Genomic DNA, 18,648 nt, shown 5'->3' with positions numbered 1-18,648 from the left:
AAAATGGGGAAAGCAACTGGATTTATGGAGATAGCTCGTGAAGAAGCAACGAAAAGAAACCCTGGTGAACGTATAAAGGACTGGAATGAATACGTTGCCCCTTTCTCGGATGAGGAACTGAAAAGGCAAGGAGCTCGCTGTATGGACTGCGGCACTCCTTTTTGTCACACGGGGATGGAGATTAAAGGTGTGGCAACAGGGTGTCCTATCAACAACCTGATCCCTGAATGGAACGACCTTGTCTATCGTGGAAGGTGGAAGGAAGCTTTAGAAAAGCTGCAAAAAACAAACAACTTTCCTGAATTCACAGGGCGGGTTTGCCCCGCTCCTTGTGAAGGGGGATGTACACTAGCTATTTCTGACCCAGCTGTAGCTATCAAAGATATTGAACGTACGATTATTGATAAAGGCTTTGAAAATGGGTGGATTACGCCCCGTATTCCAGAGGATAGAACAGGGAAAAGTATTGCGGTGATTGGCTCTGGACCAGCTGGTTTAGCTGCAGCAGACCAACTGAATCAAGCGGGGCATTCCGTAACTGTTTATGAACGATCAAACCGTGCTGGTGGATTGTTAACATACGGTATTCCAAATATGAAGCTTGAGAAGGAAATTGTTCAACGCCGGATTGATTTGTTAGAGCAAGAAGAGATTCATTTTGTAACGAATACAGAGGTTGGGAAAGACATTACGGCTGAAGAATTACAAAATCAGCACGATGCAGTCATTTTATGTACAGGAGCTCAAAAACAACGTGATATGAACATACCTGGGCGTGACTCTAAAGGCATCCATTATGCGATGGACTATCTAACAGCCTCAACGCAAAAGTTATTCAATGAAGATACTCAAGATCAATACATTAATGTAGAAGGAAAAGACGTTATTGTAATCGGAGGTGGAGACACAGGAGCTGACTGTGTTGCCACAGCCCTTCGACAAAAATGTAAGAGTGTTGTGCAATTTGGTAAGCACCCACAAAAGCCACTCAAAAGGACAGAGGATAACTTATGGCCTGAGCCACCTGATGTGTACACATTGGATTACGCCTATAAAGAGGCAGAAGGGGAGTTCGGAAAAGATCCACGCCGTTATTCCATTCAAACGAAAGAATTTATAAAGGACGAAAACGGGGATTTGAAAGAGCTTCACACGATCCAATTGGAAAAGGTTAAAGATGAAAACAGAGGGTTCGTTCATCGGGAAATTCCGGGAACAGAACAAGTATGGCCTGCCCAGCACGTATTCATCGCCATTGGCTTCGAAGGACCAGAACAACCGGTATTGAAACATTTTGGTGTCAATACTACTGAGAGAAGCTGCGTGGATGCGAAATATGGAGAGTACACAACGAATGTAGAAGGTGTCTTCTCAGCTGGTGATGCCAGAAGAGGTCAAAGCTTGATTGTTTGGGCGATTAATGAAGGACGTGAAGTCGCTCGTGAGGTAGATGAATATTTAATGGGTGTTTCTTATTTGCCATCATAAGATGAGGTCTTCTCTCCTTTAGGAGGGGAGGCCTTATTTTTTTGGAATGAGGTTTAAAGCCTGAATTGGAGGGAGAAGCGCCAGAATCCGGGAAAAGAGCGCCTGAATCAGAGGGAAGAGCGCCTGAATCAGAGGGAAGAGCGCCTGAATCTGGTGAAAGAGCGCCTGAATCAGAGGGGAGAGCGCCTGAATCAGAGGGGAGAGCGCCTGAATCAGAGGGGAGAGCGCCTGAATCAGAGGGGAGAGCGCCTGAATCTGGTGAAAGAGCGCCTGGATCTGAGGATAGAGCGCCTGAATCAGAGGGAAGAGCGCCTGAATCAGAGGGAAGAGCGCCTGAATCTGGTGAAAGAGCGCCTGAATCTGGGGAAGAGCGCCTGAATCAGAGGGTAGAGCGCCAGAATCAGAGGAGAGAGAGCCAGAATCCGGGAAAAGAGCGCCTGAAACCAGGGGAGAGCGCCTGAAACCAGGAGAGAGCGCCTGAATCCGGGAAAAGAGCGCCAGAATCAGAGGGAAGAGCGCCTGAACCCAAGAAAAGAGCTACCCCCAACACCTTTCCACTATAAAAAACGGCACCTCAACCACACTACTAGAAAATCACAAGACTATCCCCACAACGTATCATCCATTCATCAAAATTTTCAGATAAATAGATTGACAGAAATCCCTTTAAACGGTAAGGTTATGATAAAGATATTACACAAATATAATAGAACGATTTATTTTTGTCATACGAAAGGGCGCTTAGGTGTGGCTTATTTTCAAAACAAAAATGAAAGCGCTTTAAAACAAGCTCTAGTCATTCAACATAACTCATAAAATTCATTGTCACCAACCTACATAAAGAAAATAGCCCGATCCTATACAGACTAATCAATCTCTCAAGTTGTTCTCAGTTATGTAACATAAAGATTCAACATCGTAATTTTGATGTAATGAAAAGAGGAGGTCATAAAATGGATGTCTTAACATCATTTGAGCGTTTGTCAGATGAAGAGAAGTATGAGCATTTTATGAAGCGTATTGAAGCAGGAGAAAAAATTGAAGCAGATGATTGGATGCCAGAGGAGTACCGCCAAACGTTAATCAAACTCATTTCCATGCACGGAATAAGTGAGATCATGGGCGCACTTCCTGAAAAAGAGTGGGTTCCGAAAGCTCCAACTCTTCGCCGTAAGTTAGGTATTATGGCCAAGGTTCAAGATGAGATGGGGCATGGTCAGCTGTTACTACGTGTAGCTGAAGACCTAATGAAGCCTTACGGAAGAAACCGAGAAGATATTATGCAGGATCTATTTACAGGTCGTCTGAAGTTCCACAACGTTTTCCATATGCCTGCACCAACTTGGGGAGACGCAGGTTTAATCGGCTGGCTTGTTGATGGAGCGGCTATTATGACGCAAACGAACATGTTAAAAGCGTCTTATGGACCATACGCACGTGCACTTCAACGTATTTGTGCAGAGGAAGTTTTCCACGCACAGCACGGTGAGGCAATCATCATGGCTCTTGCTGAAGGGACAGAGGAACAAAAAGCGCTTATCCAAGATTCTCTAAATCGCTGGTGGGAATCCTTACTTATGTTCTTCGGACCTGCATCAGCAGATACAACAGGTTCATCCAAGCAAGATATCACAGTTAAATACAAAATCCGTACGAAAACCAACGAACAGCTTCGTCAGGATTTCTTTTCAAAATATGTTCCGAGAATCCTTTCTCTTGGCTTAGAGCTTCCAGATCAGACGATGCACTATGACAAAGAAAATGAAACTTGGGTGTACCAGCAGCCAGACTGGAATGAATTTAAAAATATCGTGAAAAACAATGGACCAAAGTCGAAGGATCGTCTTGATCTGCGCAAAAACTCTTACGAACAAAACGCATGGGTTCGTAAAGCACTTAGTCCAGATAATCAAGCAATCTAATTTGAACTAGACATAAATGTGAGGAGGTCTTTTTATGGACGAATCAGGTAAAGGGTTTTACCAAGAATATGAAGTGTTTAGTAAGCGTACATTTAAATCTCCTTTTCAGCACCAGTTCAGCTTACTGGCACCGAATGAAGAATTAGCAATCGTAATGGCTCAGGAGAACTTCATGAGACGTGAGCCAGTAGCTGATATCTGGGTTGTGAAACGTTCAGATATTCGTATGCTAGATCAGGAGGAACGTGAAGGACTTCAGCGCTTGGATAACAAGGACTACCGAAATACGAAAGGGTACGGCTATTTGAAAAAGAAATGGCGTGACTACGAGCAAAACATGCTTGATGAAAAAGAGATCCTTTCATGGGGAGGGGATGACTAATGAAAACCGTAGAAGAAGCAAAACAAGATGCATCCTATAAAAGTGCGTTAACTGAGCTATTGTACCAATTAGCAGATGATGATTTTATCGTCGCTTACCGTGGCTCAGAATGGCTTGGATTAGCTCCCCACATTGAAGAAGACGTAGCTTTTTCATCCATCAGTCAGGATACAATGGGGCACGCTACGATGTTTTATCAACTGTTAGAGGAGTTAGGTGAAGGCGATGCTGATCACCTAGCGCATGGTCGTACACCAGCTGAACGCAAAAACGCCATCATCTTAGAAGAAGTGAATGGACCAGGTCATTATTTAAAAGAGCCGCGCTATGACTGGGCTTTTGCAGTCGTACGTCACTACTTCTATACGCTAGCGAAGAAAATCAAAATGGAATCTGTTAAACAATCATCCTATGAGCCTCTGCAGCATGTAGCTGTGAAAGTGAACATGGAGCTGTACTACCACCACATGCACTGGAAAACATGGTTCATGCAGCTTACCGGCACACAGGGAGAAGCACGCGAACGCATGTTAACAGCGGTCGAAACAGTACTTGAAGATTTCGGAGGCGTTCTCACACTTGGGCCCAAAGAAGATGAAATCACCAAGCACGGATTGATTGAGGGAGAAGAATTTCAACGAAAAAGATGGTTACAAGAAATAAAACCTATTTTCGAATCATTAAATATAGAGATGCCTAAAGCACTGGGCATGAAGCGTGGAGATGGGCGAGCAGGTGAGCACACGGAGGATTTAGATTCCGCAATTGACACGTTAACAGAAGTGTACCGACAAGATCCTGCCGCTACATGGTAATACGCCTCGCAACGGAGAAATATCATAAAAAGGAGGCGATGAATCTATGACTCTAGTGAAAGACAGTTTGATGACGAGTCTAGAATCTGTGAAAGACCCTGAGATCGATACAGTGAGCGTGATCGATTTAGGGATGGTGGAAGATGTATCTTTTGAAGAGGGTCACGTATCCGTCAAAATGCTGCCTACTTTTATGGGGTGCCCGGCACTCGAAATCATTCAAAAGAATGTGGAAGAAGCACTCTATAAAGTTGATGGTGTTGAATCGGTTGAGGTGAAGTTCATCAACAATCCGCCTTGGACGTCGGATCGGATTACGGAGCAAGGACATGTGCGTTTACGTGAATTCGGAATCGCACCGCCACCAACGCACTTAGAAAATGGAGAATGGCATGTGGATTGCCCGTATTGTGGATCCACTTACACCACAATGGAAAACATTTTTGGACCAACTGCCTGCCGAAGCATTTTGTATTGTAAAGGCTGTAAAAATCCATTTGAAGCCATGAAGCCAGTATCTACAATCATGTAGTATGAGTGAGGCTTTTCCAAGGCCTCGCTTTACATAATATTTAAAGGGGATGAATCCTAATGATTAAAATGATCGCATTGTACAAACACCCAGAAGATAAAGAAGCATTTGATGAGCACTACTTTAACACACACGGTCCATTAACTGCGAAGATTCCTGGACTTCGTGACATGAAAGTTACAAAGATGCATGGTTCTCCAATGGGTGGAGAAGCGAAGTACTATTTAATGGCGGAGATGTACTATGATTCTATGGAAGCTTTCCAAGAAGCGATGAAAACCGACGAAGCAAAAGCATCTGGTAAAGATGTGATGAGTTTTGCTGGCGATCTTGTAACGATGATGATTGGTGAAGAGATCGATGAGTAAGTTTGAATTCATTGAAACGACGATCATTGATGGCGTTGGTTTCATTGAGTTAAATCGTCCTGAGGTACTCAATGCGATTAACCGAGGCATGGTGTCAGAGCTCGTATCTACTATGAAAGAGTTCGATCGTGACGACCATGTGAAAGTAATCGTTCTAACTGGAAAAGGACGTGCTTTTGCAGCTGGGGCAGATATCGATGAAATGGCCCAGGATTCTCCGATTGATCTTGAACTCTTGGATCAATTTGCTGAATGGGATCAAATGCTACAGGTGAAAAAGCCTGTCATTGGTGCCGTGAATGGATTTGCCTTAGGTGGAGGATTTGAATTGGCTTTATCCTGTGACATGCTTTTTGCTACGGAAACAAGTCAGTTTGGATTTCCTGAAGTGAATCTTGGCGTTATGCCAGGGGCTGGTGGAACCCAACACCTAACGAAAATTATGGGCAAGAAAAAAGCACTAGAATGGTTATGGACAGGAGAAAAGATGTCAGCAGATGAAGCGCTACATTATGGCATCGTCAATCGATTAATTGCTCCTGAATTACTCATAGAAGAAACCATGAAGTTCGCCAAAAAAGTAGCAAAGCAGCCTCCATTAGCTGTTCGCTTAATCAAAGAATCTGTTGATAAAGCGGTCGATTATCCACTTGATGAAGGGATGAAGTTTGAACGTAAAAACTTCTACCTGCTCTTCTCATCCGAGGATCAAACAGAAGGAATGAACGCATTTATCGAAAAACGCAAACCGCAATTCAAAGGAAAGTAGAGGTGATCGCATGTACGAAACCATTTTGTATAACGTGGACCAAGGTGTCGCGACGATTACCTTGAACCGTCCTGATAGTCTAAATGCTTTTACAAAACAACTGAATGATGACGTACGTAAAGCTGTTAAACAAGCATCGGGTGACTCGGACGTTCGCTGCATTGTCATTACAGGAGCAGGCCGAGCGTTTTGCTCCGGTCAAGATTTAAAGGATGTGGGAGAATCAGCTGACTTTGGTGAAGTGTTGCGCAATAACTACCATCCAATGGTGCGAGAAATCGAACGTTGTGAAAAGCCTGTTATTGCTGCAGTAAACGGTGTTGCAGCTGGAGCTGGATTTAGTTTAGCTCTTGCATGTGACTTCCGAATTGCATCGGAAAAATCGAGCTTCATCCAAGCGTTCATTCACATTGGTTTAGTTCCAGATGCAGCAAACCTTTATTACTTACCAAAATTGATCGGAGAGGCTAAAGCGATGGAATTGGCTGTATTGGGAGATAAGATCTCTGCTGAAACGGCTCAAGAATACGGTCTCCTAACCAAGCTTGTATCCTCCGATAATTGGGAAGACGAAGTGAATGGATTCGCTGGTCGACTAGCCGCTATGCCGACAAAAGCGATTGGCCTCATTAAACGCTCAATCAAAGCAAGCTGGAACACAACATTTGATGAGTACCTAGAAAAAGAAGCATATGGTCAGCGCATCGCAGGACTTACTGATGATTTTGAGGAAGGCGTTCAAGCCTTTATCGATAAGCGTAAGCCGGCTTTCCAAGGAAAATAATCTGGATTTGGACGTGAACTAGATTATATAAGAAATGATCAGCATTCTTTCATCGTAAGAAAATCGTCCAATGAATCTAGTAGACGTTTGATTTCGAAGTGTAAAGAATGCGAGCACACCAGATGGCTGTGTTTGCATTCTTTTTCTTTTAATTGATAGCTAACGGAATATACGTCCATAACGATCTTCTAATTACATAAAGGAGGAACAAATCATGATCCAAAACGTTGTCGTAATCGGTTCAGGTGTAATGGGACGAGGGATTGCTTATGTCAGTGCCTGTGGCGGATTTAATACTACACTTGTAGATATAAAAGATGAACAACTACAAAACGCAGAACAAGAACTCTCCTCGATCTTCCAAAAAGGCGTTGATCGTGGAAAATTATCAGAAGAAAATATGCAAAAATCAAAGAGTAATCTCTCGTACTCTACCAATCTAGCAGAAGCTGCGGGTCAAGCAAATCTGATCATTGAAGCGGTACCTGAAAAAGCTGAAATCAAGCAAAGCGTATTTAATGCGATTGATGAGCACGCACCAGCATCTTGTTATTTTGCAACAAACACATCCACAATGAGCCCAACGGAAATCGGTTCTTATACGAAGCGACCTGAAATGGTTATAGCCATGCACTTTTTCAACCCTGTACATAAAATGCCACTCGTTGAAATTGTCCGTGGCTTAGAAACATCAGACGAAACAGCACAAGTGATTAAAGAAACCGCTGAAAAAATGGGCAAAGAAACCGTTGTAGTGAACGAATTTCCTGGCTTTGTGACGAGTCGAATTAGTGCACTTGTCGGTAATGAAGCATTCTATATGCTGCAGGAAGGTGTAGGTTCTCCAGAAGAAATTGATAAAGCGATCAAAATGGGATTGAACTATCCAATGGGGCCTTTTGAACTCGGTGATCTTGTTGGATTAGACGCTCGTCTGAATAACTTAAAATACCTACACGAAAAACTTGGGGAAAAATATCGTCCAGCACCATTGCTTGAACAATACGTGAAAGCTGGCCGCCACGGTCGTAAAACAGGAAAAGGCGTGTACGACTACACAGAATAGAAGGGATGAGAATCATGAGAGAAGTAGTGATTGTCGATGCTTTGAGAACGCCAATCGGTCGTTACAAAGGAGCACTAAAATCCATTCGTCCTGATGACTTAGGGGCGATTGTTATTAAAGCACTTTTAGAACGAAATCCGGATGTACCTGCTGAAGAAATTGAAGAAGTTATTTTAGGAAACGCTAACCAAGCAGGTGAAGACAACCGAAACGTAGCTCGTATGTCTGCTTTACTTGCAGGACTTCCAGTTGGTGTAGCTGGAACAACGATTAATCGCTTGTGCGGCTCTGGTTTAGACGCCGTAAACTATGCTGCGCGTGCAGCTATGGTAGGAGAAGGAGATATCTTCATTGCTGGTGGTACAGAAAGCATGACGCGCGCACCTTATGTGATGGGAAAGCCTGAAAAAGAATTCCCGCGTGGCAATATGGAAATGTTCGATACGACAATTGGCTGGCGTTTTGTGAATGATAAGCTAGCAGAAATGTACGGGACAGACTCCATGCCAGAAACGGCTGAAAATGTAGCGAAACTGCATCACGTATCCCGTGAAGATCAAGATGCATTCGCATATGAGAGCCAACAAAGAGCCAAAAAAGCGATGGAAACTGGACGTTTTGCTGAGGAAATTGTTCCTGTTGTCTATCAGGACCGAAAAGGAAATGAAATTGTGGTATCAGAAGATGAACACCCAAGACCAACCACTACACCTGAAAAATTAGCAAAATTGAATCCTCTTTTCCCAGGTGGAACGATTACAGCTGGAAATGCGTCCGGTATCAATGATGGTGCATCTGCCTTACTCATTATGACAGCAGATAAAGCGAAAGAACTTGGTTTAAAACCACTTGTAAAATATAAGGTTTCAGCTACTGCTGGACTAGAGCCTGCTGTGATGGGTTTAGGTCCTATCTATGCGACGAGAAAAGCGATTCAACGTTCCAGCGTTTCTGTTGATCAACTAGGATTAGTAGAATTAAATGAAGCATTTGCCTCTCAATCACTTGAATGTATGAATCAACTAGAATTAGATCCTTCTCGTGTAAACGTTAATGGAGGAGCTATTGCGTTTGGTCACCCATTAGGCGCAAGTGGAGCTCGTATTTTGACAACGCTTGTTCACGAAATGAAAAAGAGAGATGTCGAGTACGGACTCGCTACAATGTGTGTCGGGGTAGGTCAAGGAATCGCGACGATCGTTGAAAACGTATAAGGAGGAGGGGGAAGCTTTGAGTTCAATCCAATATGAAATTAAAGAACACATTGCATACGTAACACTGAATCGACCTGATGCTTTAAACTGCTTTAATTACGATACCTTACATCAATTAGGGGAGATCGTTTCTGATATTCATGTAAACCCTGAAGTCCGTGTCGTGATTTTTACGGGAGCAGGAGAAAAAGCATTTAGTGCTGGTGCCGATTTAAAGGAGAGACGTACTCTAACCGAAGCGCAAGTTCGTCGAAACGTCAAAAAAATTCGTGACGTTTTTAACGCTGTAGCTGAATTACCTCAACCAACAATTGCGGCTGTTAATGGCTACGCATTTGGTGGAGGTTTTGAGCTGATGCTTGCTTGTGACTTCCGTATTGCAGTAAATGATACAAAAATGGGTCTCACTGAGCTAAGCTGGGCGATCATACCTGGAGCAGGCGGGACACAGCGTTTACCTCGCTTAATCGGTGAAATGCGAGCGAAAGAGTTAATTTTGACTGCCAAAAAATTAACTTCTGAAGAAGCTTATGAGTACGGCATTCTTCTTAAAGTCGTAGGAAGAGATAATCTGATGCATTCCTGTGAGACATTGGCTGAACAAATCATGGCAAACGGGCCTGTGGCGGTTCAACAAGCTAAATATGCAATCAGTAAGGGTGTCGAAGTGGACCTGCAAACAGGTATGGCCATTGAATCTAAAGCCTATGAAGTTACGATTCCTACAACAGATCGTATTGAGGCTCTTGATGCATTTAAAGAAAAACGAAATCCAGTCTTCGAAGGGAAGTAAGACTTCAGACTTTCATTGTTTGAAGGATATAGATTTGATAAAATAGTTTCTAACTGTAAAACGGTAAAGGGATGTTGGCATGAATACACGATCAATGATTTTCACCTTATATGGAGACTACATTCGCCACTATGGCAATCACATATGGATTGGAAGCTTAATTCGGTTTTTAAAAGAATTTGGACATAACGAGCAAGCAGTTCGTGCAGCTGTATCACGCATGAGTAAGCAGGGGTGGCTAAAAGCTGACAAAAAAGGAAACAAAAGCTATTATTCTCTGACTGAACATGGTGTAAAACGTATGGACGAAGCAGCCAAACGTATTTTTAAATTCAAACCGGATGAGTGGGATGGAAAGTGGCGTATGCTCCTTTACACAATCCCTGAAGAAAAACGAAGCATTCGTGATGAATTAAGGAAAGAACTTGTGTGGAGCGGCTTTGGAACTCTTTCACCGAGTTGTTGGATCTCACCGAATAATCTGGATGATAAAGTTCACTCGCTCATTCAAAAATATGAGATCTCCGATTATATCGACTTTTTCGTTGCCTCTTACGATGGTCCGGGAGAAAATCAACGTTTAGTTGAGAAGAGCTGGGACTTAGAAGACATCAATGAAAAATACAATGACTTTATCGCGCATTATAGTCAAAAATTCATCATTGATCGAAACAAAATTAAAAAAGGCGAAATGACAGACGCCGAATGCTTTGTCGAACGTACAAAGCTCGTTCACGAATATCGAAAATTCTTATTCGTTGATCCAGGTTTACCAGAAGAATTGTTGCCTGAAAAATGGTATGGCAACCATGCAGCTATGCTCTTCAGTGACTACTATAAAGAACTCGCTGAACCAGCCAATCGATTCTTCGAGAGTGTATTCCAGGACGGTAATGAAATCCATAAAAAAGATGAGTCCTATAATGTACTCAATCACCCATTAATGACAGATTAAGCAGGCTCACGTGGTCTGCTTTTTTTCTTATGAAAGGAAGAAATCGTTGAATATGAAACCATTCACAGAAAGCGTAATCAACATTATTAGAGACATTCCTGAGGGAAAAGTTATGAGTTATGGACAAATAGCTAAGCATGCAGGAAGCCCAAGAGGTGCTCGCCAAGTGGTTCGTATCTTACATACAATGAGTTCGAAATACAGATTGCCATGGCATCGAGTGGTAAATGCCAAAGGAGAAATAGCTATCAAGGATGAAGAGGGGAGCTTTGAACAAAAGCAGCGATTGGAAGATGAAGAAGTTGTTTTTGTTAGTGAGTATAAAGTGGATATGAGAGAGAGTCGGTATGAACCTGAATGAAGAAACACTTATAGAGCATGACTCTGTAAGTGTTTTTTATTAACTAGAAATCCGTTAAAAGTATATAAATTACATACACAGGTGTTAGAAAAAGATGTCCTCTGATATAGTAGTTGTATGGAAAAATAAGGTTGGAGGATGTGCGTTTTCATGTCTAAAAAATTTTATCAAATCACCGTTTTTATTTTAGTAGTTACACTAATAATTGTTGGGAACCTTTATCGAAAAGAGAGGGTTAACCATCAAGAGAATTATGAAAGCTTTTTAACAGAGTTAAATCTAAATTTATATCATGCTATTGATTATTCTGAAAAAATACAGGAGAAGCAACCAAGGGGAGAATCCTTGGACGATTATTTGCGTGAGTTAGAAGATAAAATGATGAGACTTTACTATTTATTTGAATTTGGTGGAAGTTACTTAAATTTAAATATTCCCGAGCACTTTTTCTATCAATCTCCTAACATGATTATAGAAGGGTTTCATATAAGCGAGGAGGGATATGACGTGAAGTTCCCTCCATTTGATCAAGATGGGAAGTTAAATAGGGAAGAACTTCTAATACTTGAAACGATGACGGATTACATGAAAAAAATTAAAAAAGGAATAAAAAACTCAAGTAATAAGGTTAATACAGACCTACCAGAAGATGAATTTGAGCAGCTTATTCAGAAGCATATTTCTCATCACTTTCCAGAAACTTATTTTGATGCTATCAATAAGTAGATATATATGCAGTTAGGAGAATTATAGTGAAACAAATACATATTTTAGTCTTCTTTGTCTTATTCATCATGATTGGTTGCAGTGGAGATCAGATGCACACGTATAATACTTCAAAGTTGAAGGAGGAAATAACTAAACTGCGATTTAATCCCAAAATCCCTAAAGCTTTGCCCTTCAAAGCAGAAAATATTGAAATCAAAACTCCGAAAATGGGTGTAGGGGAAATGCTTTCAGTTAAATTTTATAATCAAGATAATGATTATTTATTACTTCATATTATGAAGGGGCAACGAAATGTTATCGACTTCACTCAAGATAAAGTTGTAATAAAAAATTCACTCACAGGAAAGTATGGAGTTGGTCCCAATGGTGGGAAGGTTTTGAAATGGGAAAAGGAAGATCTATTCTACCAATTATCTTCATCTCAAAATTTCTCAAAGGAAGTACTGGTTGATGTTGCAGAAAGCTTTGTAGAGGTTGAGAAATAGACTAACTGATATATGAATTATATAAGTTAATCTCTTGAAGCTGAGTCTTCCTTTAAAGGGCCATTATGTTGAAGACTTGGATTCGAGATAATTTTAAAAGCTTATGAATTATATGCTATTCCTAATGTAGAAGCTATCTAGAGAAGATTATTTACTGATATTAGTGTTATTTAAGATGATACTTGGATAAATGTACTTATGCTAGCTTTGTAGATTTACGTAGTTAGAAAACACACATCATAAAAATTGATGTGTGTTTTTATATTCAAACGCCTATTTGATTATTTTTTATTGACTATTAAGGGAGTAATAACATACACTTTAAACAAATATTCAAACAATCATTAGAATGAAGGTGATGCAAATTGGCAGAAACATTAAAAAAGACCAATAAAGATACATGTGACACGTTTTGTTACGATGAGGAACTTGTTCAGAGAGTGAAACCAGAAATCGAGAAAGCGGAAGGTGTAGAGTTGATTTTTAAAGCATTATCAGATGCTACACGGATGAAAATTGCCTATGCTTTAACTCTAGAAAAGGAACTTTGTGTCTGTGATGTGGCGAATATTATCGGTTCAACCACTGCTACAGCTTCGCATCACTTAAGGTTATTGCGCAACATGAAATTAGCCAAATATCGTAAAGAAGGAAAGCTTGTTTTTTACTCTTTGGCTGACGATCATGTCCATCAATTGGTTTCAATTGCATTACTACATTCGAAGGAATCTTAACGTTTGTCGAGCGAATAGATAGGAGGTAAGTAAGTGGGTCAAATTAATAAAGAATCACAATCAAGTTGTTGTTCTAGTCAAAAAGACTTTGAAACCCCTGAAACAAAAACAACCGATTCTTGTTGCTCTGGGGAAGAAACTAAACAAGAACTTAACGAAAATGAGAAAGAAGAGACTTCTGCATCCTCTGCTTGTTGTGGAAATGAGACTCCAGCACAAAGTGAAGTATCAACAGTAAAAGAAGCACAATCAAGCTGTTGTTCTGGGGGTAAGAAAGAAAAGACTTCTGAAACGTCTGCCTGTTGTAGTAATGAAACACAAACTAATATTGAAGCCTTAGCAGAAACTTCAAGATGCTGTAGTACCGGTAAGACTGATAAGGAAATGCAGGATAATAATGACGGGGAAACGGAATCACAGAATACTGTGGAGTACAAAATCAATGGGATGGACTGTCCTTCCTGCGCAGCTACAATCGAGAAAAGTTTAAGTAAGGAGCAAGGTATTGATTCAGTAAAAGTCAATTATGGAACAGCTAAAATGGTGGTTGGTGCAGAGGATCATTCTGTTCACAGTCAGATACCAAAACAGGTGAAAAAATTAGGCTTTGATGCTGACCCGATCCATTCAAATAAAGACATGGAAGCCTACAAAATTGAAGGTATGGATTGTGGCTCTTGCGCAATGACCATTGAAAAGCACCTGAGCAAAAACCCGAATGTGGAAAAGGTCAGTGTGAATTTCTCAACAGGGAAAATGCAAGTTAATCACTCAACGAATCAAAAGGAAATTATAAAAGAAGTTCAAAGAGCTGGATTTGACGCTTCACTAGATTATCCTGGACACGAAGGTGGTCAAGTTAATAATAAGAAAAAAAGTGTCACTTCAACAACCACTTTATCTGGATTCTTTTTGGCATTTGGTTTTATAGGATCTTTTGCAAATGTGAATGCTGAATTGATTACAGCCTTATATGCTATCGCTATTGTAGTAGGTGGGTTTAAGCCAGCTAAAAGTGCCTTTTATGCGATTAAGAGTGGTTCTCTCGATATGAACGTCCTTATGGCTTCGGCAGCGATTGGGGCAGCTTTTATTGGAGAATGGTTTGAAGGTGCAATGGTTGTTTGGCTTTTCGCATTAGGGAATACATTACAAAATAGATCCATTGAACGTACAAGAGAATCGATTAGAAGCCTGATGAATCTCACACCTTCTGAAGCTAACGTTAAATCAGGTGATCAACTTGTTCGTAAAGCTGTAGAAGAAGTTGAGGTTAACGATGTTATCGTAGTTAAACCAGGAGAAAAAATACCTCTCGATGGTGAAATCCTAAGTGGTGAGTCCAGTATTAATCAGGCTCCTATCACAGGAGAATCTTTACCTGTAGACAAACAACAGGGGGATACCGTTTATGCAGGTACTGTTAACGAAAGTGGATCCTTAGAAATATCGGTAACAAAGCTAGTCGAGGATACAACAATAGCTAAAATTATTCATCTTGTGGAAGAGGCTCAAGAGAAAAGAGCCCCAACCCAAGCGTTTGTCGATCGTTTTGCTAAAGTCTATACTCCGATCGTTTTTGGATTAGCTCTTACAGTTATGGTTCTACCTCCATTATTCGGTTTTGGTGCTTGGGGAGAATGGCTCTACAAAGGCCTTGCGTTATTGGTAGTGGCTTGCCCTTGTGCACTTGTCATTTCTACACCTGTTGCCATTGTATCAGCAATTGGAAATGCAGCTAAGAATGGTGTGCTCATTAAAGGTGGAACATTCTTAGAAAAGGCTGGAGTCATTCAAGCTATTGCTTTTGATAAAACAGGTACCTTAACAGAAGGCAAGCCGAAAGTAGCTGAAGTGATTACTCTTCAAGGTGAAAGAGAAGAACTGCTTGGAATCACCCGAACGATTGAAGAATATTCCACTCACCCAATTGCTCAAGCTATTACAACTTACGCTGCTGAACGTGATATTTCGGCTAAGGATGGAGAATCATTTAAAGCCATTGCAGGTAAAGGGGCTCAAGCAACGATTGATGGGGTTGAATATTTTGCAGGTAATCCTAAGCTGTTTAAAGAGATGAACGTTTCTCTAGATGAAATAGAAGAACGAATGAATTCTTTACAAGGAAACGGAAATACTCTTGTGATAGTCGGTACCCGCACAAACGTTTTAGGAATCATCGCTGTAGCAGATACAATCCGAGACATTACGTTACAATCCATCCAGACCCTCAAAGGAGTAGGAGTAAAAGAGATGGTGATGTTAACGGGGGATAATGAAGGAACAGCGAGTAAAATTGCTGATGAGACAGGTGTAGATCGCTACTTTGCCGACTTATTACCTGAAGATAAAGTTACTGCGATAAAGAAATTGCAAGATGAAGGTAAACGTGTAGCTATGGTTGGAGATGGAATAAATGATGCTCCAGCCCTTGCGACCGCTGATCTTGGAATTGCCATGGGCGGTGCCGGAACGGATACAGCCATGGAAACTGCCGACATTGTACTCATGGCAGATAATTTAGAGAAATTACCTCATACGATTAGTCTGAGTCGGAAAGCCTTGAATATCATCAAACAGAATGTTTGGTTTTCCTTAATTACTAAATTAGCAGCGCTTGTACTGATATTTCCAGGTCTCTTAACCTTATGGATGGCTGTTTTAGCTGATACAGGAGCAGCATTACTCGTGATACTAAATAGTATGAGATTATTGATGAATAAATAGAGGTATGATAAAGGTGCATAGTGTTTAATAATAGAAACTCTTATTTACCTGTTGGGGGTAAGGGTTTTTATTATTTATTTTATATAAAACTTGCCTTAATTTGAATCAGAAATTATTAACTTTAAGTATAAAACTAAGCTTATGGGTGTTTTTGTTTGGCGTTTTATTAGAGTGGAAAAGCTTAAAGCGTTTAATTAAGGGACATTTTAAAATTAACTGGTTGTTCATTCCTGCGATAATCTTAACAGTTTTAAGCTTTATTCCAAGCTATTACTGGGTACCTTGGTTTGGAGTGGGACATCCATTTTATATAGAAATGTTTTATATTCCAAAAACACAACCATTACTAGATGCAACTTCAGGCATTCTGGCTATTCGTTCAATAAGTGGGGATTAAGGTAAAGAAAATAATCTTTGTCAAAGCACGCGTTTACTTAACGCGTCTTTTTATTTGGCTCTGTTAAAGATCTTTGTTGATATTTAACAGAGCCTTTTATTTTCGGCAGGAATTAGCAGATATGAAATGGAATTATTTATATTTATAGAGGTAAAAGGAGATTAAAAGATATGAAATTCCAGACAACAGAAAACTTTACAGAGCTAGAACTCATAAATACTGCTTTGAGAAATGAAGGGTTAAATGAGTTTTATTCCGAAAAAGAAATTAATAGGCTAGGGGAAGGTGCTTGGCATTTTGCTTATTTGATAGATCGTGAGCAGCTTGTTCTTCGTATTCCCAAAAAGGTAGCTTATGATAAAGAGGTTGTATTTAATCGAGAAGAATTGATGGTTGAGTATGATGGGACAAAATCGTTTTACAAGAATGCCAATAAAGCTAAAAAGGGGATTTGCCCTGAACATTTTGAGTACTTTATAGATGAAGAGCTGACCTATACGATCGAATCTTATGTAGGAAGCACAATTGGGCTGGGAGAACAATCAAAAGAACAGTCCAAACGATATGGTAGGCAATTAGGAGAGTTTTTTTCTTTCACTTGAAAACATAGATCCTCCTTATAAAGGATTGGGGTATTTGAATGTTGGAGAAAGTGGGGAAGTGAAAGGCCAATTTGATATGGACTTAAAAGAACTTATCCAAGAAGAAACGAAAGAGTATCAAAGTGAACTAGATGAATTGCTTGCAAGTCAGCACGAATTTAATAAGGAAAAAGTTTTAGAGGTTGGGGAGGAATTGATTGCAAATCGTTCAATTGAGCGAGAGAAAAAGATCCTTACTAATCAAGACACATCACCAGATAACATTATTTTTACTAAGCACGGTGCTAGGATTATAGATCCTTATCCTCTTCTCTATACAGGAACTTCACTAGCTGCCAACTATGTATTTAATTATCAGACCTTTTTTCCAACTATACATGACACTGAGAGGTATGGAAAATGTAACTATCATCTATATATGCCTCAATTAAGAGCCAATGCTGATGGGTTTGTTGAAGGATATACATATGGCTCTAAGCAAAAAGGAAAAGACTTACATGTTGAAGTGTTCTTGAAGCTGCTAACTATGGCTTACACACATCATGACTTATTAAATCAAGATTCTTTAAACCGTGAACAAATTATACGATTTGGTACCAAAGAACAAATTGAAAATGTCTGCAAATATACCTTAGGGAACTTGAGGGGTACCCACGTTTTAGTGATAAAGGTAACGTTAAATCATAACCTTAGAAAGCCTATATTTACTCTCAAAAAGGAGGGTTTTTGAAATTGAGAGATTTACAATCATTACAGGCACAACTTAAAGCTACCTTTAAAGTTTTAAATGGACTTCCAGATTATATTTTAATTGAAGAAAAAGATGATGTGGAATATGATCAATCAACAATTGAGAAACACCTTCAAGATTTAACCCACGGAGGTGAATCTCTTGGTATTAAGAGGATAAGTGCTGTAATACATAGAAATACCCAACATTATCAAGAGCTCTCTAACCTGATGATCTCCCATAGCTTTGAACCGTATGCTAATAAAGTTGAAGTATTTAGAGAGCTTAACGAACTCCCCAAAGCCATTCATGATTATAAATGGCATTCTATAAGTGATTGCTCCATTTCAGAAAATGAATTTAAAAACTATTGGGCTCATAGTATGAGCGGTTCTGAAAATGAAGCATCTACTTTAACAATGGAGCAACACATGGATTCAGTTAAAAGTGAACTAGGGGACTCTTGGAAAGAAACATGTAAGGTTGCTTTTTTAGAAGATAAACCAATAGGCGTTTCAATGCCCCATATTGAACCTGGTACAAGTGATGAAGGGAGATTATTTTATTTTGGCATATTACCTGATGAGAGAGGAAAGGGTCATAGCATCCCCATCCACTATCAATCTCTCATTCATTTAAAAGAAATGGGCGCTACCTATTATATCGGTAATACGCATGAAGGTAACGAAAAGATGCAACGGGTATTTGAGAGAAATGGTTGTAAGATAAGGGCAAGAACGGAATCGTACTATAAGTATTTTGAATAAAAGGAGAGATCTTTATCGAAAAATGCGT

Annotated in this window: 22 protein-coding genes; all 22 read left to right on the top strand. The window is 40.2% G+C overall.

Features of this window, described 5'->3' with window-relative positions; translation table 11 throughout:
- Positions 1–3: 3 nt before the first annotated feature.
- The 22 genes from GS400_RS12215 to GS400_RS12110 all read left to right on the top strand — a co-directional run bounded on the left by GS400_RS12215 (position 4) and on the right by GS400_RS12110 (position 18,620).
- Positions 4–1,488 (top strand): glutamate synthase subunit beta, encoded by a 1,485-nt coding sequence (locus GS400_RS12215; RefSeq protein ID WP_160102175.1) that lies wholly within the window; start codon positions 4–6, stop codon positions 1,486–1,488.
- Between the two features lie 65 nt (positions 1,489–1,553).
- Entirely contained in the window at positions 1,554–1,949 is a 396-nt protein-coding gene (locus GS400_RS12210) for a hypothetical protein (protein ID WP_160102173.1), read from the top strand.
- Between the two features lie 492 nt (positions 1,950–2,441).
- Positions 2,442–3,410, top strand: coding sequence for a 1,2-phenylacetyl-CoA epoxidase subunit PaaA (paaA, locus tag GS400_RS12205; RefSeq protein WP_160102171.1), 969 nt, complete (start codon positions 2,442–2,444; stop codon positions 3,408–3,410).
- A 34-nt stretch (positions 3,411–3,444) separates the two neighbouring features.
- Complete coding sequence (paaB, locus tag GS400_RS12200) at positions 3,445–3,792, top strand: 1,2-phenylacetyl-CoA epoxidase subunit PaaB (RefSeq protein ID WP_160102169.1); 348 nt, start codon at positions 3,445–3,447, stop codon at positions 3,790–3,792.
- On the top strand, positions 3,792–4,607 hold the full coding sequence (gene paaC, locus GS400_RS12195) for a 1,2-phenylacetyl-CoA epoxidase subunit PaaC (protein WP_160102167.1): 816 nt from the start codon (positions 3,792–3,794) through the stop codon (positions 4,605–4,607). Before paaB ends, paaC begins: the two co-directional genes overlap by 1 nt.
- Positions 4,608–4,653: 46 nt before the next feature.
- Positions 4,654–5,139: a 1,2-phenylacetyl-CoA epoxidase subunit PaaD gene (gene paaD / locus GS400_RS12190; RefSeq protein WP_160102165.1), complete on the top strand. Its 486-nt coding sequence runs from the start codon at positions 4,654–4,656 to the stop codon at positions 5,137–5,139.
- 59 nt (positions 5,140–5,198) lie between these two features.
- Positions 5,199–5,507 carry an EthD family reductase gene (locus tag GS400_RS12185; RefSeq protein WP_160102163.1) on the top strand — a complete coding sequence of 103 codons (309 nt, stop codon included), beginning with the start codon at positions 5,199–5,201 and terminating at the stop codon, positions 5,505–5,507.
- A complete protein-coding gene (locus GS400_RS12180; RefSeq protein ID WP_160102162.1) occupies positions 5,500–6,276 on the top strand; it encodes an enoyl-CoA hydratase/isomerase family protein in 777 nt (258 codons plus the stop codon). Before GS400_RS12185 ends, GS400_RS12180 begins: the two co-directional genes overlap by 8 nt.
- Positions 6,277–6,286: 10 nt before the next feature.
- Positions 6,287–7,060: an enoyl-CoA hydratase-related protein gene (locus GS400_RS12175; protein ID WP_160102160.1), complete on the top strand. Its 774-nt coding sequence runs from the start codon at positions 6,287–6,289 to the stop codon at positions 7,058–7,060.
- Between the two features lie 214 nt (positions 7,061–7,274).
- Positions 7,275–8,126, top strand: a complete 852-nt coding sequence (locus tag GS400_RS12170) for a 3-hydroxyacyl-CoA dehydrogenase (RefSeq protein WP_160102158.1) — start codon at positions 7,275–7,277, stop codon at positions 8,124–8,126.
- Positions 8,127–8,140: 14 nt separating this feature from the next.
- Positions 8,141–9,340: an acetyl-CoA C-acyltransferase gene (locus GS400_RS12165; protein WP_160102156.1), complete on the top strand. Its 1,200-nt coding sequence runs from the start codon at positions 8,141–8,143 to the stop codon at positions 9,338–9,340.
- Positions 9,341–9,356: 16 nt separating this feature from the next.
- Positions 9,357–10,133, top strand: coding sequence for an enoyl-CoA hydratase-related protein (locus GS400_RS12160; RefSeq protein ID WP_160102154.1), 777 nt, complete (start codon positions 9,357–9,359; stop codon positions 10,131–10,133).
- Positions 10,134–10,212: 79 nt separating this feature from the next.
- The gene (gene paaX / locus GS400_RS12155) at positions 10,213–11,088 is read left to right on the top strand and encodes a phenylacetic acid degradation operon negative regulatory protein PaaX (RefSeq protein WP_160102152.1); all 876 of its coding nucleotides are present in this window, start codon (positions 10,213–10,215) and stop codon (positions 11,086–11,088) included.
- A gap of 52 nt (positions 11,089–11,140) precedes the next feature.
- Positions 11,141–11,449, top strand: coding sequence for an MGMT family protein (locus GS400_RS12150; protein ID WP_160104614.1), 309 nt, complete (start codon positions 11,141–11,143; stop codon positions 11,447–11,449).
- 150 nt (positions 11,450–11,599) lie between these two features.
- On the top strand, positions 11,600–12,175 hold the full coding sequence (locus GS400_RS12145; protein ID WP_160102150.1) for a hypothetical protein: 576 nt from the start codon (positions 11,600–11,602) through the stop codon (positions 12,173–12,175).
- 26 nt (positions 12,176–12,201) lie between these two features.
- Positions 12,202–12,663, top strand: a complete 462-nt coding sequence (locus GS400_RS12140; protein ID WP_160102148.1) for a DUF4367 domain-containing protein — start codon at positions 12,202–12,204, stop codon at positions 12,661–12,663.
- Between the two features lie 365 nt (positions 12,664–13,028).
- Positions 13,029–13,397, top strand: coding sequence for an ArsR/SmtB family transcription factor (locus GS400_RS12135; RefSeq protein WP_160102146.1), 369 nt, complete (start codon positions 13,029–13,031; stop codon positions 13,395–13,397).
- A 42-nt stretch (positions 13,398–13,439) separates the two neighbouring features.
- Positions 13,440–16,124, top strand: coding sequence for a heavy metal translocating P-type ATPase (locus tag GS400_RS12130; protein ID WP_370519798.1), 2,685 nt, complete (start codon positions 13,440–13,442; stop codon positions 16,122–16,124).
- Between the two features lie 100 nt (positions 16,125–16,224).
- Positions 16,225–16,521, top strand: a complete 297-nt coding sequence (locus tag GS400_RS12125; protein ID WP_160102144.1) for a hypothetical protein — start codon at positions 16,225–16,227, stop codon at positions 16,519–16,521.
- Between the two features lie 170 nt (positions 16,522–16,691).
- The gene (locus GS400_RS12120) at positions 16,692–17,123 is read left to right on the top strand and encodes a hypothetical protein (protein ID WP_160102142.1); all 432 of its coding nucleotides are present in this window, start codon (positions 16,692–16,694) and stop codon (positions 17,121–17,123) included.
- Positions 17,124–17,157: 34 nt separating this feature from the next.
- The gene (locus tag GS400_RS12115; protein WP_160102140.1) at positions 17,158–17,853 is read left to right on the top strand and encodes a hypothetical protein; all 696 of its coding nucleotides are present in this window, start codon (positions 17,158–17,160) and stop codon (positions 17,851–17,853) included.
- Positions 17,854–17,855: 2 nt separating this feature from the next.
- Positions 17,856–18,620: a GNAT family N-acetyltransferase gene (locus GS400_RS12110; protein WP_160102138.1), complete on the top strand. Its 765-nt coding sequence runs from the start codon at positions 17,856–17,858 to the stop codon at positions 18,618–18,620.
- The last annotated feature ends 28 nt before the right edge of the window (positions 18,621–18,648 follow it).

The sequence above is a fragment of the Pontibacillus sp. HMF3514 genome (assembly GCF_009858175.1).
Classification (GTDB): Bacteria; Bacillota; Bacilli; order Bacillales; family BH030062; genus Pontibacillus.
Note: the sequence above shows the minus strand (reverse complement) of the source record. Positions and strands in the feature narration are given on the sequence as shown.

Bases quoted from the DNA above. Each gene is read 5' to 3' on its own strand.
- GS400_RS12215 (WP_160102175.1), top strand. From the start codon at position 4: ATGGGGAAAGCAACTGGATTTATGGAGATAGCTCGTGAAGAAGCAACG.
- paaA (WP_160102171.1), top strand. From the start codon at position 2,442: ATGGATGTCTTAACATCATTTGAGCGTTTGTCAGATGAAGAGAAGTAT.
- paaB (WP_160102169.1), top strand. From the start codon at position 3,445: ATGGACGAATCAGGTAAAGGGTTTTACCAAGAATATGAAGTGTTTAGT.
- paaC (WP_160102167.1), top strand. From the start codon at position 3,792: ATGAAAACCGTAGAAGAAGCAAAACAAGATGCATCCTATAAAAGTGCG.
- paaD (WP_160102165.1), top strand. From the start codon at position 4,654: ATGACTCTAGTGAAAGACAGTTTGATGACGAGTCTAGAATCTGTGAAA.
- GS400_RS12185 (WP_160102163.1), top strand. From the start codon at position 5,199: ATGATTAAAATGATCGCATTGTACAAACACCCAGAAGATAAAGAAGCA.
- GS400_RS12180 (WP_160102162.1), top strand. From the start codon at position 5,500: ATGAGTAAGTTTGAATTCATTGAAACGACGATCATTGATGGCGTTGGT.
- GS400_RS12175 (WP_160102160.1), top strand. From the start codon at position 6,287: ATGTACGAAACCATTTTGTATAACGTGGACCAAGGTGTCGCGACGATT.
- GS400_RS12170 (WP_160102158.1), top strand. From the start codon at position 7,275: ATGATCCAAAACGTTGTCGTAATCGGTTCAGGTGTAATGGGACGAGGG.
- GS400_RS12165 (WP_160102156.1), top strand. From the start codon at position 8,141: ATGAGAGAAGTAGTGATTGTCGATGCTTTGAGAACGCCAATCGGTCGT.
- paaX (WP_160102152.1), top strand. From the start codon at position 10,213: ATGAATACACGATCAATGATTTTCACCTTATATGGAGACTACATTCGC.
- GS400_RS12150 (WP_160104614.1), top strand. From the start codon at position 11,141: ATGAAACCATTCACAGAAAGCGTAATCAACATTATTAGAGACATTCCT.
- GS400_RS12145 (WP_160102150.1), top strand. From the start codon at position 11,600: ATGTCTAAAAAATTTTATCAAATCACCGTTTTTATTTTAGTAGTTACA.
- GS400_RS12120 (WP_160102142.1), top strand. From the start codon at position 16,692: ATGAAATTCCAGACAACAGAAAACTTTACAGAGCTAGAACTCATAAAT.